The 15,410-nt window shown below is 70.7% G+C and carries 10 protein-coding genes and 2 rRNA genes; 5 read left to right on the forward strand and 7 right to left on the reverse strand.

Annotation, left to right across the window (positions count from 1 at the left end; genetic code table 11):
* The first annotated feature begins 193 nt into the window (after positions 1 to 193).
* The 3 genes from ABD946_RS30495 to ABD946_RS30505 all read left to right on the forward strand — a co-directional run bounded on the left by ABD946_RS30495 (position 194) and on the right by ABD946_RS30505 (position 4,421).
* Positions 194 to 3,315 (forward strand): 23S ribosomal RNA (locus ABD946_RS30495).
* A gap of 87 nt (positions 3,316 to 3,402) precedes the next feature.
* A 5S ribosomal RNA gene (rrf, locus tag ABD946_RS30500) occupies positions 3,403 to 3,519 on the forward strand.
* Positions 3,520 to 3,581: 62 nt separating this feature from the next.
* On the forward strand, positions 3,582 to 4,421 hold the full coding sequence (locus ABD946_RS30505; protein WP_345288782.1) for a phosphatase PAP2 family protein: 840 nt from the start codon (positions 3,582 to 3,584) through the stop codon (positions 4,419 to 4,421).
* Between the two features lie 25 nt (positions 4,422 to 4,446).
* On the opposite strand, the gene ABD946_RS30510 is transcribed toward ABD946_RS30505, so the two are convergent.
* The 3 genes from ABD946_RS30510 to ABD946_RS30520 are packed head-to-tail and all read right to left on the reverse strand — an operon-like array spanning position 4,447 to position 7,931.
* Positions 4,447 to 5,154, reverse strand: coding sequence for a response regulator transcription factor (locus ABD946_RS30510; RefSeq protein WP_345288783.1), 708 nt, complete (start codon positions 5,152 to 5,154; stop codon positions 4,447 to 4,449).
* Between the two features lie 25 nt (positions 5,155 to 5,179).
* A complete protein-coding gene (locus ABD946_RS30515) occupies positions 5,180 to 6,826 on the reverse strand; it encodes a sensor histidine kinase (RefSeq protein WP_345288784.1) in 1,647 nt (548 codons plus the stop codon).
* Positions 6,827 to 6,872: 46 nt separating this feature from the next.
* On the reverse strand, positions 6,873 to 7,931 hold the full coding sequence (locus ABD946_RS30520; RefSeq protein ID WP_345288785.1) for an SDR family oxidoreductase: 1,059 nt from the start codon (positions 7,929 to 7,931) through the stop codon (positions 6,873 to 6,875).
* Between the two features lie 104 nt (positions 7,932 to 8,035).
* Here ABD946_RS30520 and ABD946_RS30525 point away from each other — a divergent pair, with 104 nt between their 5' ends.
* Together ABD946_RS30525 and ABD946_RS30530 are read left to right on the forward strand one after the other, a co-directional pair.
* Positions 8,036 to 8,947, forward strand: a complete 912-nt coding sequence (locus tag ABD946_RS30525; protein WP_345288787.1) for a LysR family transcriptional regulator — start codon at positions 8,036 to 8,038, stop codon at positions 8,945 to 8,947.
* A gap of 82 nt (positions 8,948 to 9,029) precedes the next feature.
* A complete protein-coding gene (locus ABD946_RS30530; protein WP_345288788.1) occupies positions 9,030 to 10,178 on the forward strand; it encodes a YncE family protein in 1,149 nt (382 codons plus the stop codon).
* Positions 10,179 to 10,189: 11 nt separating this feature from the next.
* Here the strand turns inward: ABD946_RS30530 and ABD946_RS30535 are convergent, their stop codons facing one another.
* From ABD946_RS30535 to ABD946_RS30550, 4 genes are all read right to left on the reverse strand, one after another.
* Positions 10,190 to 11,047, reverse strand: coding sequence for a hypothetical protein (locus tag ABD946_RS30535; RefSeq protein ID WP_345288789.1), 858 nt, complete (start codon positions 11,045 to 11,047; stop codon positions 10,190 to 10,192).
* The gene (locus tag ABD946_RS30540; protein WP_345288790.1) at positions 11,044 to 11,592 is read right to left on the reverse strand and encodes a SigE family RNA polymerase sigma factor; all 549 of its coding nucleotides are present in this window, start codon (positions 11,590 to 11,592) and stop codon (positions 11,044 to 11,046) included. Before ABD946_RS30540 ends, ABD946_RS30535 begins: the two co-directional genes overlap by 4 nt.
* 189 nt (positions 11,593 to 11,781) lie before the next feature.
* Positions 11,782 to 12,336: a GPR1/FUN34/YaaH family transporter gene (locus ABD946_RS30545; protein ID WP_345288791.1), complete on the reverse strand. Its 555-nt coding sequence runs from the start codon at positions 12,334 to 12,336 to the stop codon at positions 11,782 to 11,784.
* 295 nt (positions 12,337 to 12,631) lie between these two features.
* Positions 12,632 to 15,163: a SpoIIE family protein phosphatase gene (locus ABD946_RS30550; protein WP_345288793.1), complete on the reverse strand. Its 2,532-nt coding sequence runs from the start codon at positions 15,161 to 15,163 to the stop codon at positions 12,632 to 12,634.
* Between the last annotated feature and the right edge of the window lie 247 nt (positions 15,164 to 15,410).

The raw sequence follows: 15,410 nt of genomic DNA on the forward strand, positions 1-15,410 counted from the left end.
TAGGTAGGCCCTGTTAGTACTGCTTCGGCGTGGAACACAGGACACCATCTGGTGTGTCGGGCACGTTGTTGGGTCCTGAGGGAACGGAAGTTGCCTCGAGGATGCCGGCCTCATGCGAGGTGTTCTGTAAGGAACATCGAGTTTGGGTGTCTGGTCGTTGTTTGAGAACTGCACAGTGGACGCGAGCATCTGTGGCCAAGTTTTTAAGGGCGCACGGTGGATGCCTTGGCACTAGGAACCGATGAAGGACGTGGGAGGCCACGATAGTCCCCGGGGAGCCGTCAACCAGGCTTTGATCCGGGGGTTTCCGAATGGGGAAACCCGGCAGTCGTCATGGGCTGTCACCCGCACCTGAACACATAGGGTGTGTGGAGGGAACGAGGGGAAGTGAAACATCTCAGTACCCTCAGGAAGAGAAAACAACCGTGATTCCGGGAGTAGTGGCGAGCGAAACCGGATGAGGCTAAACCGCGTTGGTGTGAGACCCGGCAGGGGTTGCCATCGTGGGGTCGTGGGAAAGTTCTTCAGTCGTCTGCCGGCGGCTGGGCGAGTCAGAAACCGTATGGATAGTCGAAGGACATGCGAAAGGTCCGGCGTAGAGGGTAAGACCCCCGTAGACGAAATCTGTGCGGCTCGCTTGAGCTTCTCCCAAGTAGCACGGGGCCCGAGAAATCCCGTGTGAATCTGGCGGGACCACCCGTTAAGCCTAAATATTCCCTAGTGACCGATAGCGGATAGTACCGTGAGGGAATGGTGAAAAGTACCGCGGGAGCGGAGTGAAATAGTACCTGAAACCGTGTGCCTACAAGCCGTGGGAGCGTCGGATGTGCAGCTTGCTGTGCATCTCGTGACTGCGTGCCTTTTGAAGAATGAGCCTGCGAGTTTGCGGTGTGTAGCGAGGTTAACCCGTGTGGGGTAGCCGTAGCGAAAGCGAGTCCGAATAGGGCGGTTGAGTTGCATGCCCAAGACCCGAAGCGGAGTGATCTAGCCATGGGCAGGTTGAAGCGGAGGTAAGACTTCGTGGAGGACCGAACCCACCAGGGTTGAAAACCTGGGGGATGACCTGTGGTTAGGGGTGAAAGGCCAATCAAACTCCGTGATAGCTGGTTCTCCCCGAAATGCATTTAGGTGCAGCGTCACGTGTTTCTTGCCGGAGGTAGAGCACTGGATAGGCGATGGGCCTCACCGGGTTACTGACCTTAGCCAAACTCCGAATGCCGGTAAGTGAGAGCGTGGCAGTGAGACTGTGGGGGATAAGCTCCATGGTCGAGAGGGAAACAGCCCAGAACACCGACTAAGGCCCCTAAGCGTGTGCTAAGTGGGAAAGGATGTGGAGTCGCAGAGACAACCAGGAGGTTGGCTTAGAAGCAGCCACCCTTGAAAGAGTGCGTAATAGCTCACTGGTCAAGTGATTCCGCGCCGACAATGTAGCGGGGCTCAAGTACACCGCCGAAGTCGTGTCATTGCAGCTATAGGGCCAACGCCTGCTGTGATGGGTAGGGGAGCGTCGTGTGCCGGGTGAAGCAGCGGAGGAATCCAGTTGTGGACGGTTCACGAGTGAGAATGCAGGCATGAGTAGCGATACAAGAGTGGGAAACTCTTGCGCCGATTGACCAAGGGTTCCTGGGTCAAGCTGATCTGCCCAGGGTAAGTCGGGACCTAAGGCGAGGCCGACAGGCGTAGTCGATGGACAACGGGTTGATATTCCCGTACCCGCTTTGAAGCGCCAACGCTGAACCAGGTAATGCTAAGACCGTGAAGCCGCCCCGGAGCCTTCGGGCAAAGGGGAGTGGTGGAGCCGTCGAACCAAGTCTGTAGTAGGTGAGCGATGGGGTGACGCAGGAAGGTAGTCCAGCCCGGGCGGTGGTTGTCCCGGGGTAAGGGTGTAGGCCGAGTGGTAGGCAAATCCGCCACTCATTAAGGCTGAGACCTGATGCCGAGCCGATTGTGGTGAAGTGGATGATCCTATGCTGTCGAGAAAAGCCTCTAGCGAGTTTCATGGCGGCCCGTACCCCAAACCGACTCAGGTGGTCAGGTAGAGAATACCGAGGCGTTCGGGTGAACTATGGTTAAGGAACTCGGCAAAATGCCCCCGTAACTTCGGGAGAAGGGGGGCCGGAACTGGTGATGGGATTTGCTCCTTGAGCTGGGGCTGGCCGCAGAGACCAGCGAGAAGCGACTGTTTACTAAAAACACAGGTCCGTGCGAAGCCGTAAGGCGATGTATACGGACTGACGCCTGCCCGGTGCTGGAACGTTAAGGGGACCGGTTAGTCTAGTTTCGGCTAGGCGAAGCTGAGAACTTAAGCGCCAGTAAACGGCGGTGGTAACTATAACCATCCTAAGGTAGCGAAATTCCTTGTCGGGTAAGTTCCGACCTGCACGAATGGCGTAACGACTTCTCGACTGTCTCAACCATAGGCCCGGTGAAATTGCATTACGAGTAAAGATGCTCGTTTCGCGCAGCAGGACGGAAAGACCCCGGGACCTTTACTATAGCTTGATATTGGTGTTCGGTTCGGCTTGTGTAGGATAGGTGGGAGACTTTGAAACCCAAACGCCAGTTTGGGTGGAGTCGTCGTTGAAATACCACTCTGGTCGTGCTGGATGTCTAACCTGGGTCCGTGATCCGGATCAGGGACAGTGTCTGGTGGGTAGTTTAACTGGGGCGGTTGCCTCCTAAAGAGTAACGGAGGCGCCCAAAGGTTCCCTCAGCCTGGTTGGCAATCAGGTGTTGAGTGTAAGTGCACAAGGGAGCTTGACTGTGAGACCGACGGGTCGAGCAGGGACGAAAGTCGGGACTAGTGATCCGGCGGTGGCTTGTGGAAGCGCCGTCGCTCAACGGATAAAAGGTACCCCGGGGATAACAGGCTGATCTTCCCCAAGAGTCCATATCGACGGGATGGTTTGGCACCTCGATGTCGGCTCGTCGCATCCTGGGGCTGGAGTAGGTCCCAAGGGTTGGGCTGTTCGCCCATTAAAGCGGTACGCGAGCTGGGTTTAGAACGTCGTGAGACAGTTCGGTCCCTATCCGCTGTGCGCGTAGGAGTGTTGAGAAGGGCTGTCCCTAGTACGAGAGGACCGGGACGGACGAACCTCTGGTGTGCCAGTTGTCCTGCCAAGGGCATGGCTGGTTGGCTACGTTCGGGAGGGATAACCGCTGAAAGCATCTAAGCGGGAAGCCTGCTTCGAGATGAGCACTCCCACCTCCTTGAGAGGGTAAGGCTCCCAGTAGACGACTGGGTTGATAGGCCGGATGTGGAAGCCCTGTAAGGGGTGGAGCTGACCGGTACTAATAGGCCGAGGGCTTGTCCTCAGTTGCTCGCGTCCACTGTGTTGTTCTGAAACAACGACCCCACCCCGTTTGGTCACGGGGGTGGTGCGGTTGACAGTTTCATAGTGTTTCGGTGGTCATAGCGTGAGGGAAACGCCCGGTTACATTCCGAACCCGGAAGCTAAGCCTCACAGCGCCGATGGTACTGCAGGGGGGACCCTGTGGGAGAGTAGGACGCCGCCGAACAATCATTCAAGAGAAGCCCCCTGACGATTCGTCAGGGGGCTTTTCTGCGTTAACCTTCGCCAATGCAGAACCTGACCCTTACCTGGCAGACCTCCGGCACTGCCGGCGTCGCGCTGTTCGGTGCGGCGTACGCGGCCAAGCGATGGTGGGGGAAGCCGGGGCTGGGGGTGGCCTGTCGGGAGGCGGGGACGCTGCTGGCGCTGTTCACGCTCTGGCAGCTGGTCGGGCACCTGTCGTTGCTGAGCACGGAGCACGCCCTGGACCGGGCGGAGTGGATCCACCGGACCGAGCTGGACTGGGGGCTGCCGGACGAGGCGGCCTGGCAGCGGGCGGCGCGGGAGCATCCGTGGTTGATCTCGGCGTCCAACTACTACTACGCGACGATGCACTTCGGGGCGATGATCGCGCTGCTGGTCTGGGTGTTCGTGCGGCACCGCGCGCGGTACGCCTGGGTGCGGAACACGGTGGTGCTGACCACGGCGGCCTGTCTGCTGATCCAGTTCCTGCCGGTGGCGCCGCCGCGGATGCTGCCGGGGAACGGGTTCGTGGACGTCGCGGCCGAGTACGGGCAGTCGGTCTACGGGGGTGCGGTCGGCGGAGTGGTGGAGGCCCAGCTGTCCGCGATGCCCTCGGTGCACGTGGCGTGGTGCGTGATCGTGGCGGTGGCGGTGGTGGTGATCGCGCGCTCGCCCTGGCGGTGGCTGGCGGTGCTGCACCCATTGGCCACGGTGTACGTGGTCGTGGTGACGGCCAATCACTTCTGGGCGGACGGGCTGGTGGCGGTCGGGCTGCTGATGATCGCCTACCTGGTACTGCACGCGGCCGCGGGATGGCGGGCGACGGGCGAGGAGCAGCCGGCGGCCGTGCGGTGGGAGCAGGAGAAGGAGACGGCCGCCGGCTGAGGGTGGGTGCCCGGGGGCGGACGGCTCAGGAGCTCAGGCCGGCCTGGGCGGCGAGTAGGGCGGCCTGGACCCGGGTGTCCGAGCCGGTGCGGTTGAGGACGCCGTCGACCAGGGTGCGGACCCGGTCGGGGCCGATGCCGAGGCGCAGCGCGATCTCCAGGTTGGGCATGCCGTCGCCGAGCAGGGCGAGCACTTCCCGCTCGGTGGGGTCGAGGGCGGCGATCCGTCGTTCGGCCTCGGTGGTGGGGTCGGCCGGTTCGGCGGGGCCGCCGTCGAGCATCCGGCGGACCACCAGGCCGGTGACGCCGGGGGAGAGCACCGCGTCACCGGCGGCTGCGGCGCGGACGGCGCTGATGAGCTCCTGCGGGCCGTCGTCCTTGAGGAGGAAGCCGGTGGCGCCGGAGCGCAGGGCGCGGGTGACGTTCTCCTCCTCGCCGAAGGTGGTGAGCATGACGACGGCGGGCTTGGGGTCGAGCCGGACCAACTGGTCGATCGCGGCCAGGCCGTCGAGGACGGGCATCCGGATGTCGAGCAGGACGACGTCCACCGGGGTGCGGGTGGCGTGGGCGACGGCCTCGGCGCCGTCGGAGGCCTCGGCCGTGATCTCGATGTCCTCGGCGTGCCTGAGGACCAGGCGCAGGCCGGCCCGGATGCCGGGTTCGTCGTCGGCGAGCAGGACCCGGATGGGGGCGGTGTGCTCGCCCGGCTGGTCGGTCACCTGATGGTCGGTCATGTGCGGCTCCGGCTCTGGTGGTGGGTCAGGGCGCCAGCGGTGTCGTGAATGTGGTGATTTCGGTGAGAGTGCCGTCTTCGAAACAGTAACGGGTCACGTAGAGCCGGTCGCTGCTCGTCAGCCGACTGGTGTACGGGAAGACGCAGCTGGTGGTGCCCTCGGGGCGGGCGGGCTCGCGCCCCGAGGCGGCGGAGCGGACGGAGGGGCTGTCCGGGCCGACCACCGAGACCACCTGGCCCTCCGTCATGCCGGGGTGGACGGCACTGGTCGGCGGCGGGCCGTCGTAGGGGCGGGTCTGCTGGACCAGGCCGAGGCCGAGCAGCAGGATCACGCCGAGCCCGGCCAGGCCGAGGGCGGCGGAGACGGCGCTGGCCAGCTGGCGGCGGAGCCGGGCGGCGGGGCCGCCGGCCAGGACGGGGACCTCGGTGCCGGGGGCGGTGGGTGCGCTGTCGGTCCGGCGGCCGGTGGAGGGCGGTTCGGTGGGCAGCACCGCGCGGACCTCGTAGCCGTCCGGGACGGGGCCGACGGTGAGGCGGCCGTCGAGCACGGCGACCCGTTCGCGCAGCTGGTCCAGGCCGCGGCCGCTGCCGAGGCCGGTGGTGACGGCGGGCGGGACGGGCGGGCGGCCGTTGTGGACCACCACCTCGACGCTGCCGGGGAGCTGTTCGACCGTCACCTCGACGGCGGAGCCCAGGGCGTAGCGGTGGATGTTGGTGAGCGACTCGCGGACCACGCGGTTGACGGCCCGGCGGACCTGGGGGCGGACCTCGGTGAGGTCCTCGCCCTCCCAGTGGAAGGCGACCGGGACCCCGGCCGCGCGGGACTCCTCGACCAGGGCGAGGACGTCGGCCCGGGTGCCGGTGGCGTCGGTGAGCGCGTCGGTGCCGGTGTCCCGGCCGACCGGGCCGAGCACGCCGAGCACCTGGCGCAGCTCGTCCATGGCGTCCCGGCTGGCCCGGCGGAGCTGCTCGGCCTCGTCGCGGAGTTCGGGGGCCTGTCGGTCGAGGGCCAGTTCCAGGCCGCCGGCGTGCAGGGAGATCAGGCTGAGCCGGTGGCCGACCAGGTCGTGCATCTCGGCGGCGATCCGCGAGCGTTCGTGCAGCCGGGACTCGTTCTCGGCGGAGCGCTTGGCCCGTTCGGCGGCGGCGGTGCGTTCGCGCAGGGCGCCGACCAGTTGGTCCTGCTGGCCGGCGGCGGTGCCGACCAGGCCGGGGATGAGCACCGCGACCACGGCCAGCACCCCGCCCTGGGCGATGGCGTACTGCCAGCGGCCGCCCTGCCAGTAGTCCAGCCGGACCTCGCTGGTGAGCAGGGGGAGCAGGGCGGCGGCGACCAGCAGCAGGTCGCGGCGCAGGGCGCGGGCGGCGCGGCGGGAGGTGGTGTAGGCGACGATCGCGGTGAGCATGGCGGCACTGGGGAGGATGCCGACCAGGGCGGCCAGCCCGAGCAGTGCGGCGTCGGGGTAGCGGTGCCGGGCGAGGGAGAGCAGCAGGGCGAGGGCGCCGAGGGCGACCAGGGTGCTGCGGTCGAAGAGCCCGCTGAGGCCGACGCTGTGCAGGGCGGCGAAGGTGGCAAGCAGCACGCAGCCGCCGACCACGGCCTCCAGGAGCCACCGCCCGGGCGGGCGGTGGGCGTCCGGACGGTCGGCGGGCAGCAGCGGTACGAAGCGCATCTCCCGATTGTGCCCGGACCGGAACACCTGGTTCCGGAAGCCGCCGTCAGGGGATCACGCGGCGGCGGCGGAAGTCGGCGAAGATCTCCAGGAACATCGCCTCGGTGTCCACGTACTCGTGGAAGCCGAGCCGACGGGCCTTGGAGCCGTCGGCGAACAGGTCGTAGTCCCAGGAGAGGACGAAGTCGCCGAAGGCCCAGGAGGAGACCTCCGCGTAGGAGTGGGCGAGGCCGTACTTCTCCACCATGGCCTCCCAGAGCGGCTCCTTGTCGGCCATCACCTCGGCCAGCTTCAGCGGGACGCCGGGGGCGACGTCGAGTTCGAAGAAGCGGGCGATGGCCGGCCAGAGTCCGCTCCAGCGGAACAGGTCGCCGTTGTTGACGTTGAACGCCTGGTTGGCGCAGCGCTCCTCGGTGGCGGCCCAGACGGTGGCCTTGGCGAGCAGGCCGGCGTCGGTGACCTCCAGCAGGGAGTCGTAGGCGCCGGGCTTGCCGGGGAAGCGGAGCGGGAGGCCGAGCTCCTTGGAGATCGCGGCGTAGACGGCGATCACCATGGCGAGGTTCATCGGGTTGCCGAGGGCGAAGCCGGTGACCACGGAGGGGCGGATCGCGGTCCAGCTCCAGGGCTGCCCGGCCTGGCGCTGCTCCAGCAGGGTCTGCTGGGCGTGCATGAACTCGGGCGGCATGAAGTTCGGGTCGCTCTCCTTGGCGGGGGTGCGGAACGGACCGAGGTGCGCGCCGTAGACCTTGTAGCCCTGCATCAGGCTGACGTGCCGCAGACCGGCGGCGGCCGGGACGACGGTGTCGAGGACGTTGGTGAGCATGGTGAGGTTGGGGGCGACCAGCTCGGCCCAGCCGGGGCGGTCCTGGTAGGCGGCGTAGAAGACGTGGGTGACCTCGTGCAGGCCGCCGAGCTTCTCCTTGCTGTCGGTGGCGTCGAGCAGGTCGACGCTGATGTGCCGCAGACGGTCCTCGCCCTCGCCGCCGCGGCGGGAGAGGCCGATGACGTCCCAGTCGCCGAGCGCGAGCAGGTGCTCGGTGAGGTTGCGGCCGATCACCCCGTTGGCGCCGACGACGAGGGCGGTCTTGCGGTCGGTGGTGGTCACGGCGGCCTCCTGGCGGATGGTGCGGCGGGTTCGTGACCGATCATCGTCCGGCGGGCGGGCATGAGTCCAAGACCGGTTCCTTCCGCCTGACATAAGCTCAGGTCATGCTGACGCTGCGGCAGTTGGAGTACCTGGTCACCATCGTCGAGCAGGGTTCGTTCACCCGCGCCGCCGAGCTGCTGCACGTCAGCCAGCCCGCGCTGTCGCACCAGGTGCGGGTGATGGAGGGGCTGCTCGGAGGCCCGCTGCTGGAGCGGCTGCACCGGCAGGTGCGGGCCACCCCGATGGGGCGGGCGGTGCTGCCGCACGCGCGGGCCGCGCTGGCCGAGGCGGGGCGCGCGGTGTCCGCGGCCCGGGCGTGCGCGAGCTCCGGTGCGGGTGAGGTGGAGTTGGCGACGCTGTACGGGTACAGCCTGGGGGTGCTGCCCGCGGTGCTGCGGGTCTGGCACCGGGAGCGGCCCGGGGCGGCCGTCCGGCTGCACGAGTACCGGCACGCCGAGGAGTTGGCGGAGGCGGTGGCCGGGGGCGTGGCGGACCTGGCGCTGGGGCCGCGGCCACAGGGGTGGGCCGGGCCGCTGTGGGAGCTCGGGGAGGAGGAGTTCCTCCTGGTCCTCCCGGCTGACGACCCGTCGGGAGCCGTGCCCGGCGGCGAGCTGGAGCTGGCGGCCCTGGCCGAGCGGAGCTGGGTGCACTACGCCGCCGGGAACGGGCTGGCCGAGCTGCTGGACCGGGCCTGCGCGGCAGCCGGCTTCCGCCCGGTGGCGGCCGTCCGCACCGAGCAGACCGCAGCCGGTCCGCTCCTCGCCTCGGCCGGGATCGGCCCGACTCTGGCCGCCGCCCACGCCCTCCCGCCCGGACTGCCCGGCCGGCTGTTCCGCCCGGTGCCGCCGGTCCGTCGGCGGCTCGCGGTGTACGCCCGCAGCGCGCCCGACCCGCTCACGGCGGAGCTGGCCGCGGTGCTGCGGCGAGAGGCGGTGCTGCTCCCGGAGCATGTGCGGGAGCGGCTCACGGGGTGACGGGCGGGTCAGCCGATCGGTGGACCCGGTGGAGGGGGCGGCCGCCGGAGGATGGCAGGGAGGCTGACGGACGGAGGACGGCATGGGTGGCGGCGGCAGGGCGCGCTGGGCGGGGATCGGGCTGGTGGCGGTGGTGCTGGCCGGGTGCGGGCAGGCCGCTCCGTCCACGCCGACCCCTTCGGGCGCCTCCCCTTCGGCGGCGGCCCCGTCGTCCGCGTCTCCCACGGCCGGGCCGTCGGCCGTGCGGGCCGGGGAGACCCTGCTGGTGGCCGACTTCGGGGGTGACACGGTGACCTTCGTGGATCCGTCGGCCGGGCCGGTCGGGTCGGCGGAGGTGGGTTCGGCCAAGGTGGGGACGGCGCCGTGGGGCGTCGCGCTGGGGCCGGACGGGCGGGCCTGGGTGGCGGCGGCCGAGGGGGTGGCCGTGGTGGACACGGCCTCCCGGCGGGTGACGGGCACGGTGCCGTACCGGACCGCGAGCGGGCCGGTGACCACGGGCGAGTACCGCGGCGGCGGCATGGGCATCGCGGTCTCGCCGGACGGCCGGCGGGTGTACGTCGGGGTCAACGTGCCGGGGAAGCCTGGGGTGTTGGAGGTCATCGACACGGCGACCCGGCAGGTCACCGACGTGGTGCCGGTCGGGCGGCGGCCGTTCGACGTGGTGGTGGCCCGGGACGGGCACGAGGTGTACGCCGTCGGGCACGACTCCTTTGACGTCACGGCGGTGGACGCGGGCACCCTGCGGCCGCGCCGGATGGAGGTCGCCCCGTACGGCACCGAGGGCGGGCTGGGCTCCTGGCTGAAGCCGCACTACGCCGAAGTCGCCGCCGACGGACGGCTGTTGCTGCCCTTCGAGGGGGAGCGGCTGGCGGTGCTCGATCCGGGCAGCGGCCAGGTGACGGTCCGTCCGATGACGGCCGACACCCACCAGCACGGCACCGCCCTGGCCCCGGACGGCACCCTGCTGGTGGTCGGCACCGGCCCGATCGGCAGCGGCGACCACGGGCCTTCGCTCACCGTCCGGGCCCCCGACGGCGCCGAGCGGGTGATCCCGCTCGACGGCCCGCACGAGGAGGTCGCGCTCTCCCGGGACGGCCGCACCGCCTACGTCACCGGCGGCTTCTCCCGCCCGGGCGGCTGGGACGGCATCACGGTGGTGGACCTGGCCACCGGAACGACGCACCGTCAGGCGGTGGGCCGGCTGCCGCTCGGGGTCGTGGTGCTGCCCTAGGGTCTGGGCGCTCAGGCGGCCCGGTTGTGGGTGGCGAGCAGCGTGCCGGCGGTGTCCCAGGTGCGCAGGGTGAGTGGCTTGCCGGGCAGTTTGACCGCCGCGACCCAGCGGATCGGCGAGTCCCCGACGGTGAGCGGCTGCACCTCCCAGCCGGTGGCCCCGGGGGTGCCGGCCGTCACCTTGGCGACCTCCGGGCCGACCGGGAGCAGGGCCAGCAGGACCGGTCCGTCGGTGATGCTGCCCAACTCGCCCGTGGGCGTTTCCCCTTGTCCGGCCGGGCCGCCCGGTGCGGGGAGGGAGAGGCGGATGTCCTCGGCCTGCCGCCTGCCGTCCACGGTCAGGTAGAGGTTCAGGACGTCCGTGCCCGGGCGCCAGTGCTCCTCGACGAACGCGGCGTCCGGCTCGGCGGCTCCGGGGCGGGCGGGCCGGCCCTGGTCCTCCCAGATCGCGCGGTACTGCCGGAGCGCGTCCGTCTTCGGTGCCTGCGGCCAGAGCGCGGCCCAGGCCTGCCAGCTCCGCGCGCCCCCGCCGCCCCCGCCGATGCCTTCGGCGAGCAGGACCCGGACGGGGGCGAACGGGTCGCGCGCGGGGGCCGGGGCGTAGGACGACGGGGCCGAGGTGGTACCGGCCGGTGCGACGGTGCGCGGTGCCGTCAGCACGGCGGCTCCGCCGACCACGGCCGCCATGGCCAGCGCCGCCGCCCCGGTCAGCGCGGCCCGGCGGCGGCGCAGCCTGCGCCGGCCGCCGGCCAGCACGGCGGCGGCGGGCACCGGCCCGGGGTGCACGGCTGCGGCCAGTTCGGTGAGGGCCGCCGTCAACCCGGCCGCCCGGCCCGGGTCCTGGTGGTCGGTCAGCTCTTCCGTGGTCACGCTGTTCCTCCGATGCTGGTCAGGCCGGTCAGGTCCGTCACGTGGGTCAGGCCGGTCAGGACGGAGGCGGTGCGCAGCCGGGCGATGCCCTTCGAGGCCTGGCTCTTCACCGTGCCCACCGAGCAGCCCATGGCGAGCGCGGCCTGACCCTCGCTCAGGTCCTCCCAGTACCGCAGCACCACGGCCTGGCGCTGGCGCGGCGGCAGGGCCGCCAGGGCGGTGAGAAGCGCCGCGCGCTCGTCGAGCCGCCCGTAGCCGTCGGGCGCGGCGGTCTCGGGCACGCTGGTGACCAACCGTTCGGGCAGCCGGCGGCGGAAGCGCCGGGCGTGCTCGTTGACCAGGATGCGGCGGACGTAGGCGTACGGGTCGTCGGCGCGGCTGACCTTGGGCCAGGCGACGTACGCGCGCTCCAGGGTCTGCTGGACCAGGTCCTCGCCCGCGTGCTGCTCGCCGGACAGCAGGAACGCGGTCCGCAGCAGCCGGGGCCAGGCCGTGGCGATGAACGACCGGAACTCGGCGTCCCGTCGGTTCTCCGGTTCTCTCATGAGCACCTCCTCACCCTCCCAGAGCCCGGGAGGGGGCCGAACCGTTGCCCGCGGTTTCGCGGACCGGCCTCAGGAGGGTGAAACGGAGCCGGACCACCCCGTGGTGGGGTGGCCCGGCTTCGATGGGGGCGGTGTGGGTCCTGCGGGCGGTGGGGCGCCCGCAGGACCCGGACTACCCAGTGGGGTGGGTCACTTGGTGGGGAGGAGCGCCCGGCCCCAGCCGCTCTCGGCGAGGGCGGCGGTGGCCGAGTACCAGGCCGCGAGGCCCGCGACGGCCGCCAGCCAGGCACCGGCCTTGCCGAGGCCGCCGCTGCCGTTCAGCACGCCGAGCGCGCTGAGCACCAGGGAGAGGAAGAACAGGCCCCAGAGGACGCGCCCCAGCAGGCCCGAACCCCAGGCGGCCAGCGCCAGGCTGAGCACGAGCAGGGCCCAGAGCAGCAGGAAGAGGCCGGTGGCGTTCTTGCTCGCGCCGCCGCCCGCTGACCAGACGGCCCAGAAGGCGCCGAGGGAGGTGAAGGCGGTGCCGGTGAAGCCGTCGCCGCTGCGCAGCTGCCAGAGGCCGGCGACGAACAGGGTGAGGCCGCCGACCAGGTGGGCCAGTCCGGCGGCGTCCTTGACGCCCGCGCCGGAGAGGATGCCGGTGCCGAGCAGCCCGTAGGCGAGGAGGGTCAGACCGAGGGCCAGGTAACCGAGGTTGCCGGCGTCGGCGGAACGGGTGTTCGCCCCGGAGGCTTCGTTGCTCACCGGAGGCTCCTTTCACTCATGGCGTGCCGCTTCAGGGCGGCAGGGAGCTGTGCGTGGAGTGGGTGCGCGTGCCGGGGCCGGGGAGCGCACGGGACAGGGCTGTCCCACGGTGCGGGCGGCGGCGGCGAAGTGATGAACCGGCAGGTCGGAGCTGCCGGCGAGTCCCCTACCGGGGTCTTCCCCGGTGAGATCTGTGTACCCACCCGGTACCGGCTTGTACCCTTGTGAATCCCACAATTTGTCGGGTCGTCAGCTGTGGGGCGGCGACCCTTGACCGTTTCCGGTCCGAGCGTGATCAGCTCGTGCGCTGCTCCGGGACGCGCAGGGTGAGGATGGCCATGTCGTCCGAGGGCGGCTCGGGGGCGAAGCGCTCCACCGCCCGCTGCACCCGGGCGGCCACCGCTCCGGCGGTCAGGCCGGTGCAGCCGGTGAGCACGGCGGCCAGGCCGTCGTCGCCCAGCATCCGCTGCCCCTCCCGGCGTTCGGTCACGCCGTCGGTGACGCAGAGCAGTACCTCGCCGGGCTCCAGCACCACCTGCTCGGCGGTCAGCTCCAGCTCCTCCAGCACGCCGAGCAGCGGCTGCGGGGTGGCGGCCGGACTGACCTGCCCGTCGGTGCGCAGGCGCAGCGGCAGCGGGTGCCCGGCGCAGACCAGGGACAGCTCGGTGCAGCCGTCCTGGCGCGGGGTCAGCTCGCCGTAGAGCAGGGTGAGGAAGCGCGAGCGGCTGCCCTCGTCGAGGATGGCGCTGTTGAGGCGGGAGAGCAGCTGCGGGCCGTCGAGGCCCTCGCGGGCCAGCAGGCGCAGGGCGTGCCGGGCCAGGCCGGTGACGGCGGCGGCCTCGGGGCCGGTGCCGCAGACGTCGCCGATCGCGAAGCCGTAGGTGCCCTCGCGGATCGGGAAGATGTCGTAGAAGTCGCCGCCGACCTCGTTGCCCTCTCCGGCGGCCTGGTAGAAGACCTCCACCTCCAGGCCCGGGATGGTGGGCAACTCGGGTGGCAGCAGGGCGCGTTGGAAGGCCTGGCTGGTGGCGGTGCGCTCGGAGTAGAGCCGGGAGTTGTCCAGTGCCAGGGCGGCCCGGCGGGACAGGTCCTCGGCCAGCTCCAGCATCTCCTGGCGGAACCGCTGGCCGGTGGAGACCCCGAGCACCAGCAGGCCGATCACCCGGTTGCGGGCCACCAGCGGGAGCACCACGGTCTCGCCGAGCAGTCCGGCCAGCTCCGGACTGTCCGTCAGCCCGGCCTGCCGGGCGGTCTCGGCGGGCGCGGACCAGAAGGTCACCCCGGAGTCCCGGGCGGCGTCCGGCGGAGGCGTCTTGTCGAGCAGGTCGCGCAGCCGGTCGATCCGGTCCTCGTCCTGGTGCAGCACGAAGGCGAGGTCGGCACCGGCGTCGGCGCTGGTGTAGACGGCGCACCAGGAGGCCAGCGTGGGGACCGCCATCTGCGCCATCAGGGCCAGGGTCTGGCCGAGTTCGAGGGTGCCGGCGAGCAGGTCGGAGGCCTCCACCAGGAAGGAGAGCGAGCCCCGGCGCAGCCGCTCCAGCTCGGTCAGCCGGGCGCTCTCCAGCGCGAGCGCGACCCGGTCGGCGGCGAACTGCAGGCGCAGCGCGTCCTCGTTGTCGTACCGGCCGGCGGCGGTGGCGGCCACGCCGAGCGAGCCGGTCAGCCGGCCGTCCACCTTGAGCGGGACGGTGATCAGCGAGCGCAGGCCCGAACCGGCCAGCAGCGGAACGACGTTGGGGCGCACCGCGAGGTCCTCGTGGACGGCGGGAAGCCGGGCCGAGTCGTACCGGCCGGCCCCGGACTCCACCGGGATCGGGGCGTGCCGGCGCAGGCCGCCGGGCAGGCCGGTGGCCGCGCGCAGCTCGAACTCGGTCTCGTCGTCGGTGGTCAGCAGCAGGTACGCGGCGTCCGCGTCCAGCAGGTCCCGGGCCCGCTCGACGATGCGCTGGAGCAGCCCGCCCAGGTCGTCCGGGCCGAGGTGGCCGACCAGCAGGTCCAGCGGCTCGGCCCCGGCGGGGGCGTCGACGGCGGTGACGGGGGAGCGCAGCACCGCGCGGTCGGCCTCGCGGACCAGCAGGGCGAGGGTGGAGGGCTCCCCATGGGTGTCGCGGACCCGGACCTGGACGGCGTAGAGCTCGGCCCCGTCGGCGAGGAGGCCGAAGCCGCCCTCCCAGCGGGCCAACCGGAGCGTCTCGGCGAGGCCGAGGCCCGGCGCGGGCCAGTCGACCAGCTCGGCCCAGGCGCGGCCGAGCAGCTGGTCGGCGGGCAGGCGCAGCAGCAGCTCGGCGTCCGGGTTGCAGGAGCGGACGGTGCCCTGCTCGTCGATCCGCACCACGCCGACCAGCACCGGGCCGTCGGTGTCGGGCAGTTCGCCGCCGGGCAGACTGGGCAGCGCGAAGCGGGTGCCGACGTGGTGCTCGGGCAGCGCGAGGCGGAACCACACGGTCTTGCGCCCGGCCGAGTACTCGACGCCCCAGCAGGTGGAGATGGCGGAGCACATCAGCAGGCCGCGGCCGCCCTCGCCGTCCGGGTCGCCGAAGTGCTCGGAGCCGTGCGCGGGGACGTTGGCGAAGGCGGGCAGGCCGCGCTCCGGGTGACGGTCCGTCACCTCGATCCGGACGGTCTCCTCCTCGCGCAGCACGGCCACGTCGGCGGCCGTCCCGGCGTGCACCACCGCGTTGGTGACCAGTTCGGAGACCAGCACCACGGCGTCGTCGACCACCTCGGGCAGGCCCCAGCCGAGCAGGGCGTCCCGGACGAAACCGCGTGCGGCACCGGCCGAGCGGCCCTCCGGCTCGAAGGCGGCGGCTGCGCGCGCGGTGACCACGTGCCACGTCTCCCATCAGCTCCGACTGCCAGGTCCGTCCCCGTCTTCGGGCGGAGCCGGGACCGGTGCAGCGTCCCACCCTACTTACCGGTGGGCACTGTGTGGGGCCCGGGCGCGGAAAGAAGCACCAGAGGGTGATTTAGGCGGCCGGTTTGCACCACCTCGGTGCAGACCCTGTGCAACGGTACGGACACTCGGCGGCGGTGCTGCCAGACTGGGGGGTCCGCAGCACCCGGCCGTCAGGTTA

The sequence above is a fragment of the Kitasatospora albolonga genome, assembly GCF_039535905.1.
Taxonomy (GTDB): domain Bacteria; phylum Actinomycetota; class Actinomycetes; order Streptomycetales; family Streptomycetaceae; genus Kitasatospora; species Kitasatospora albolonga.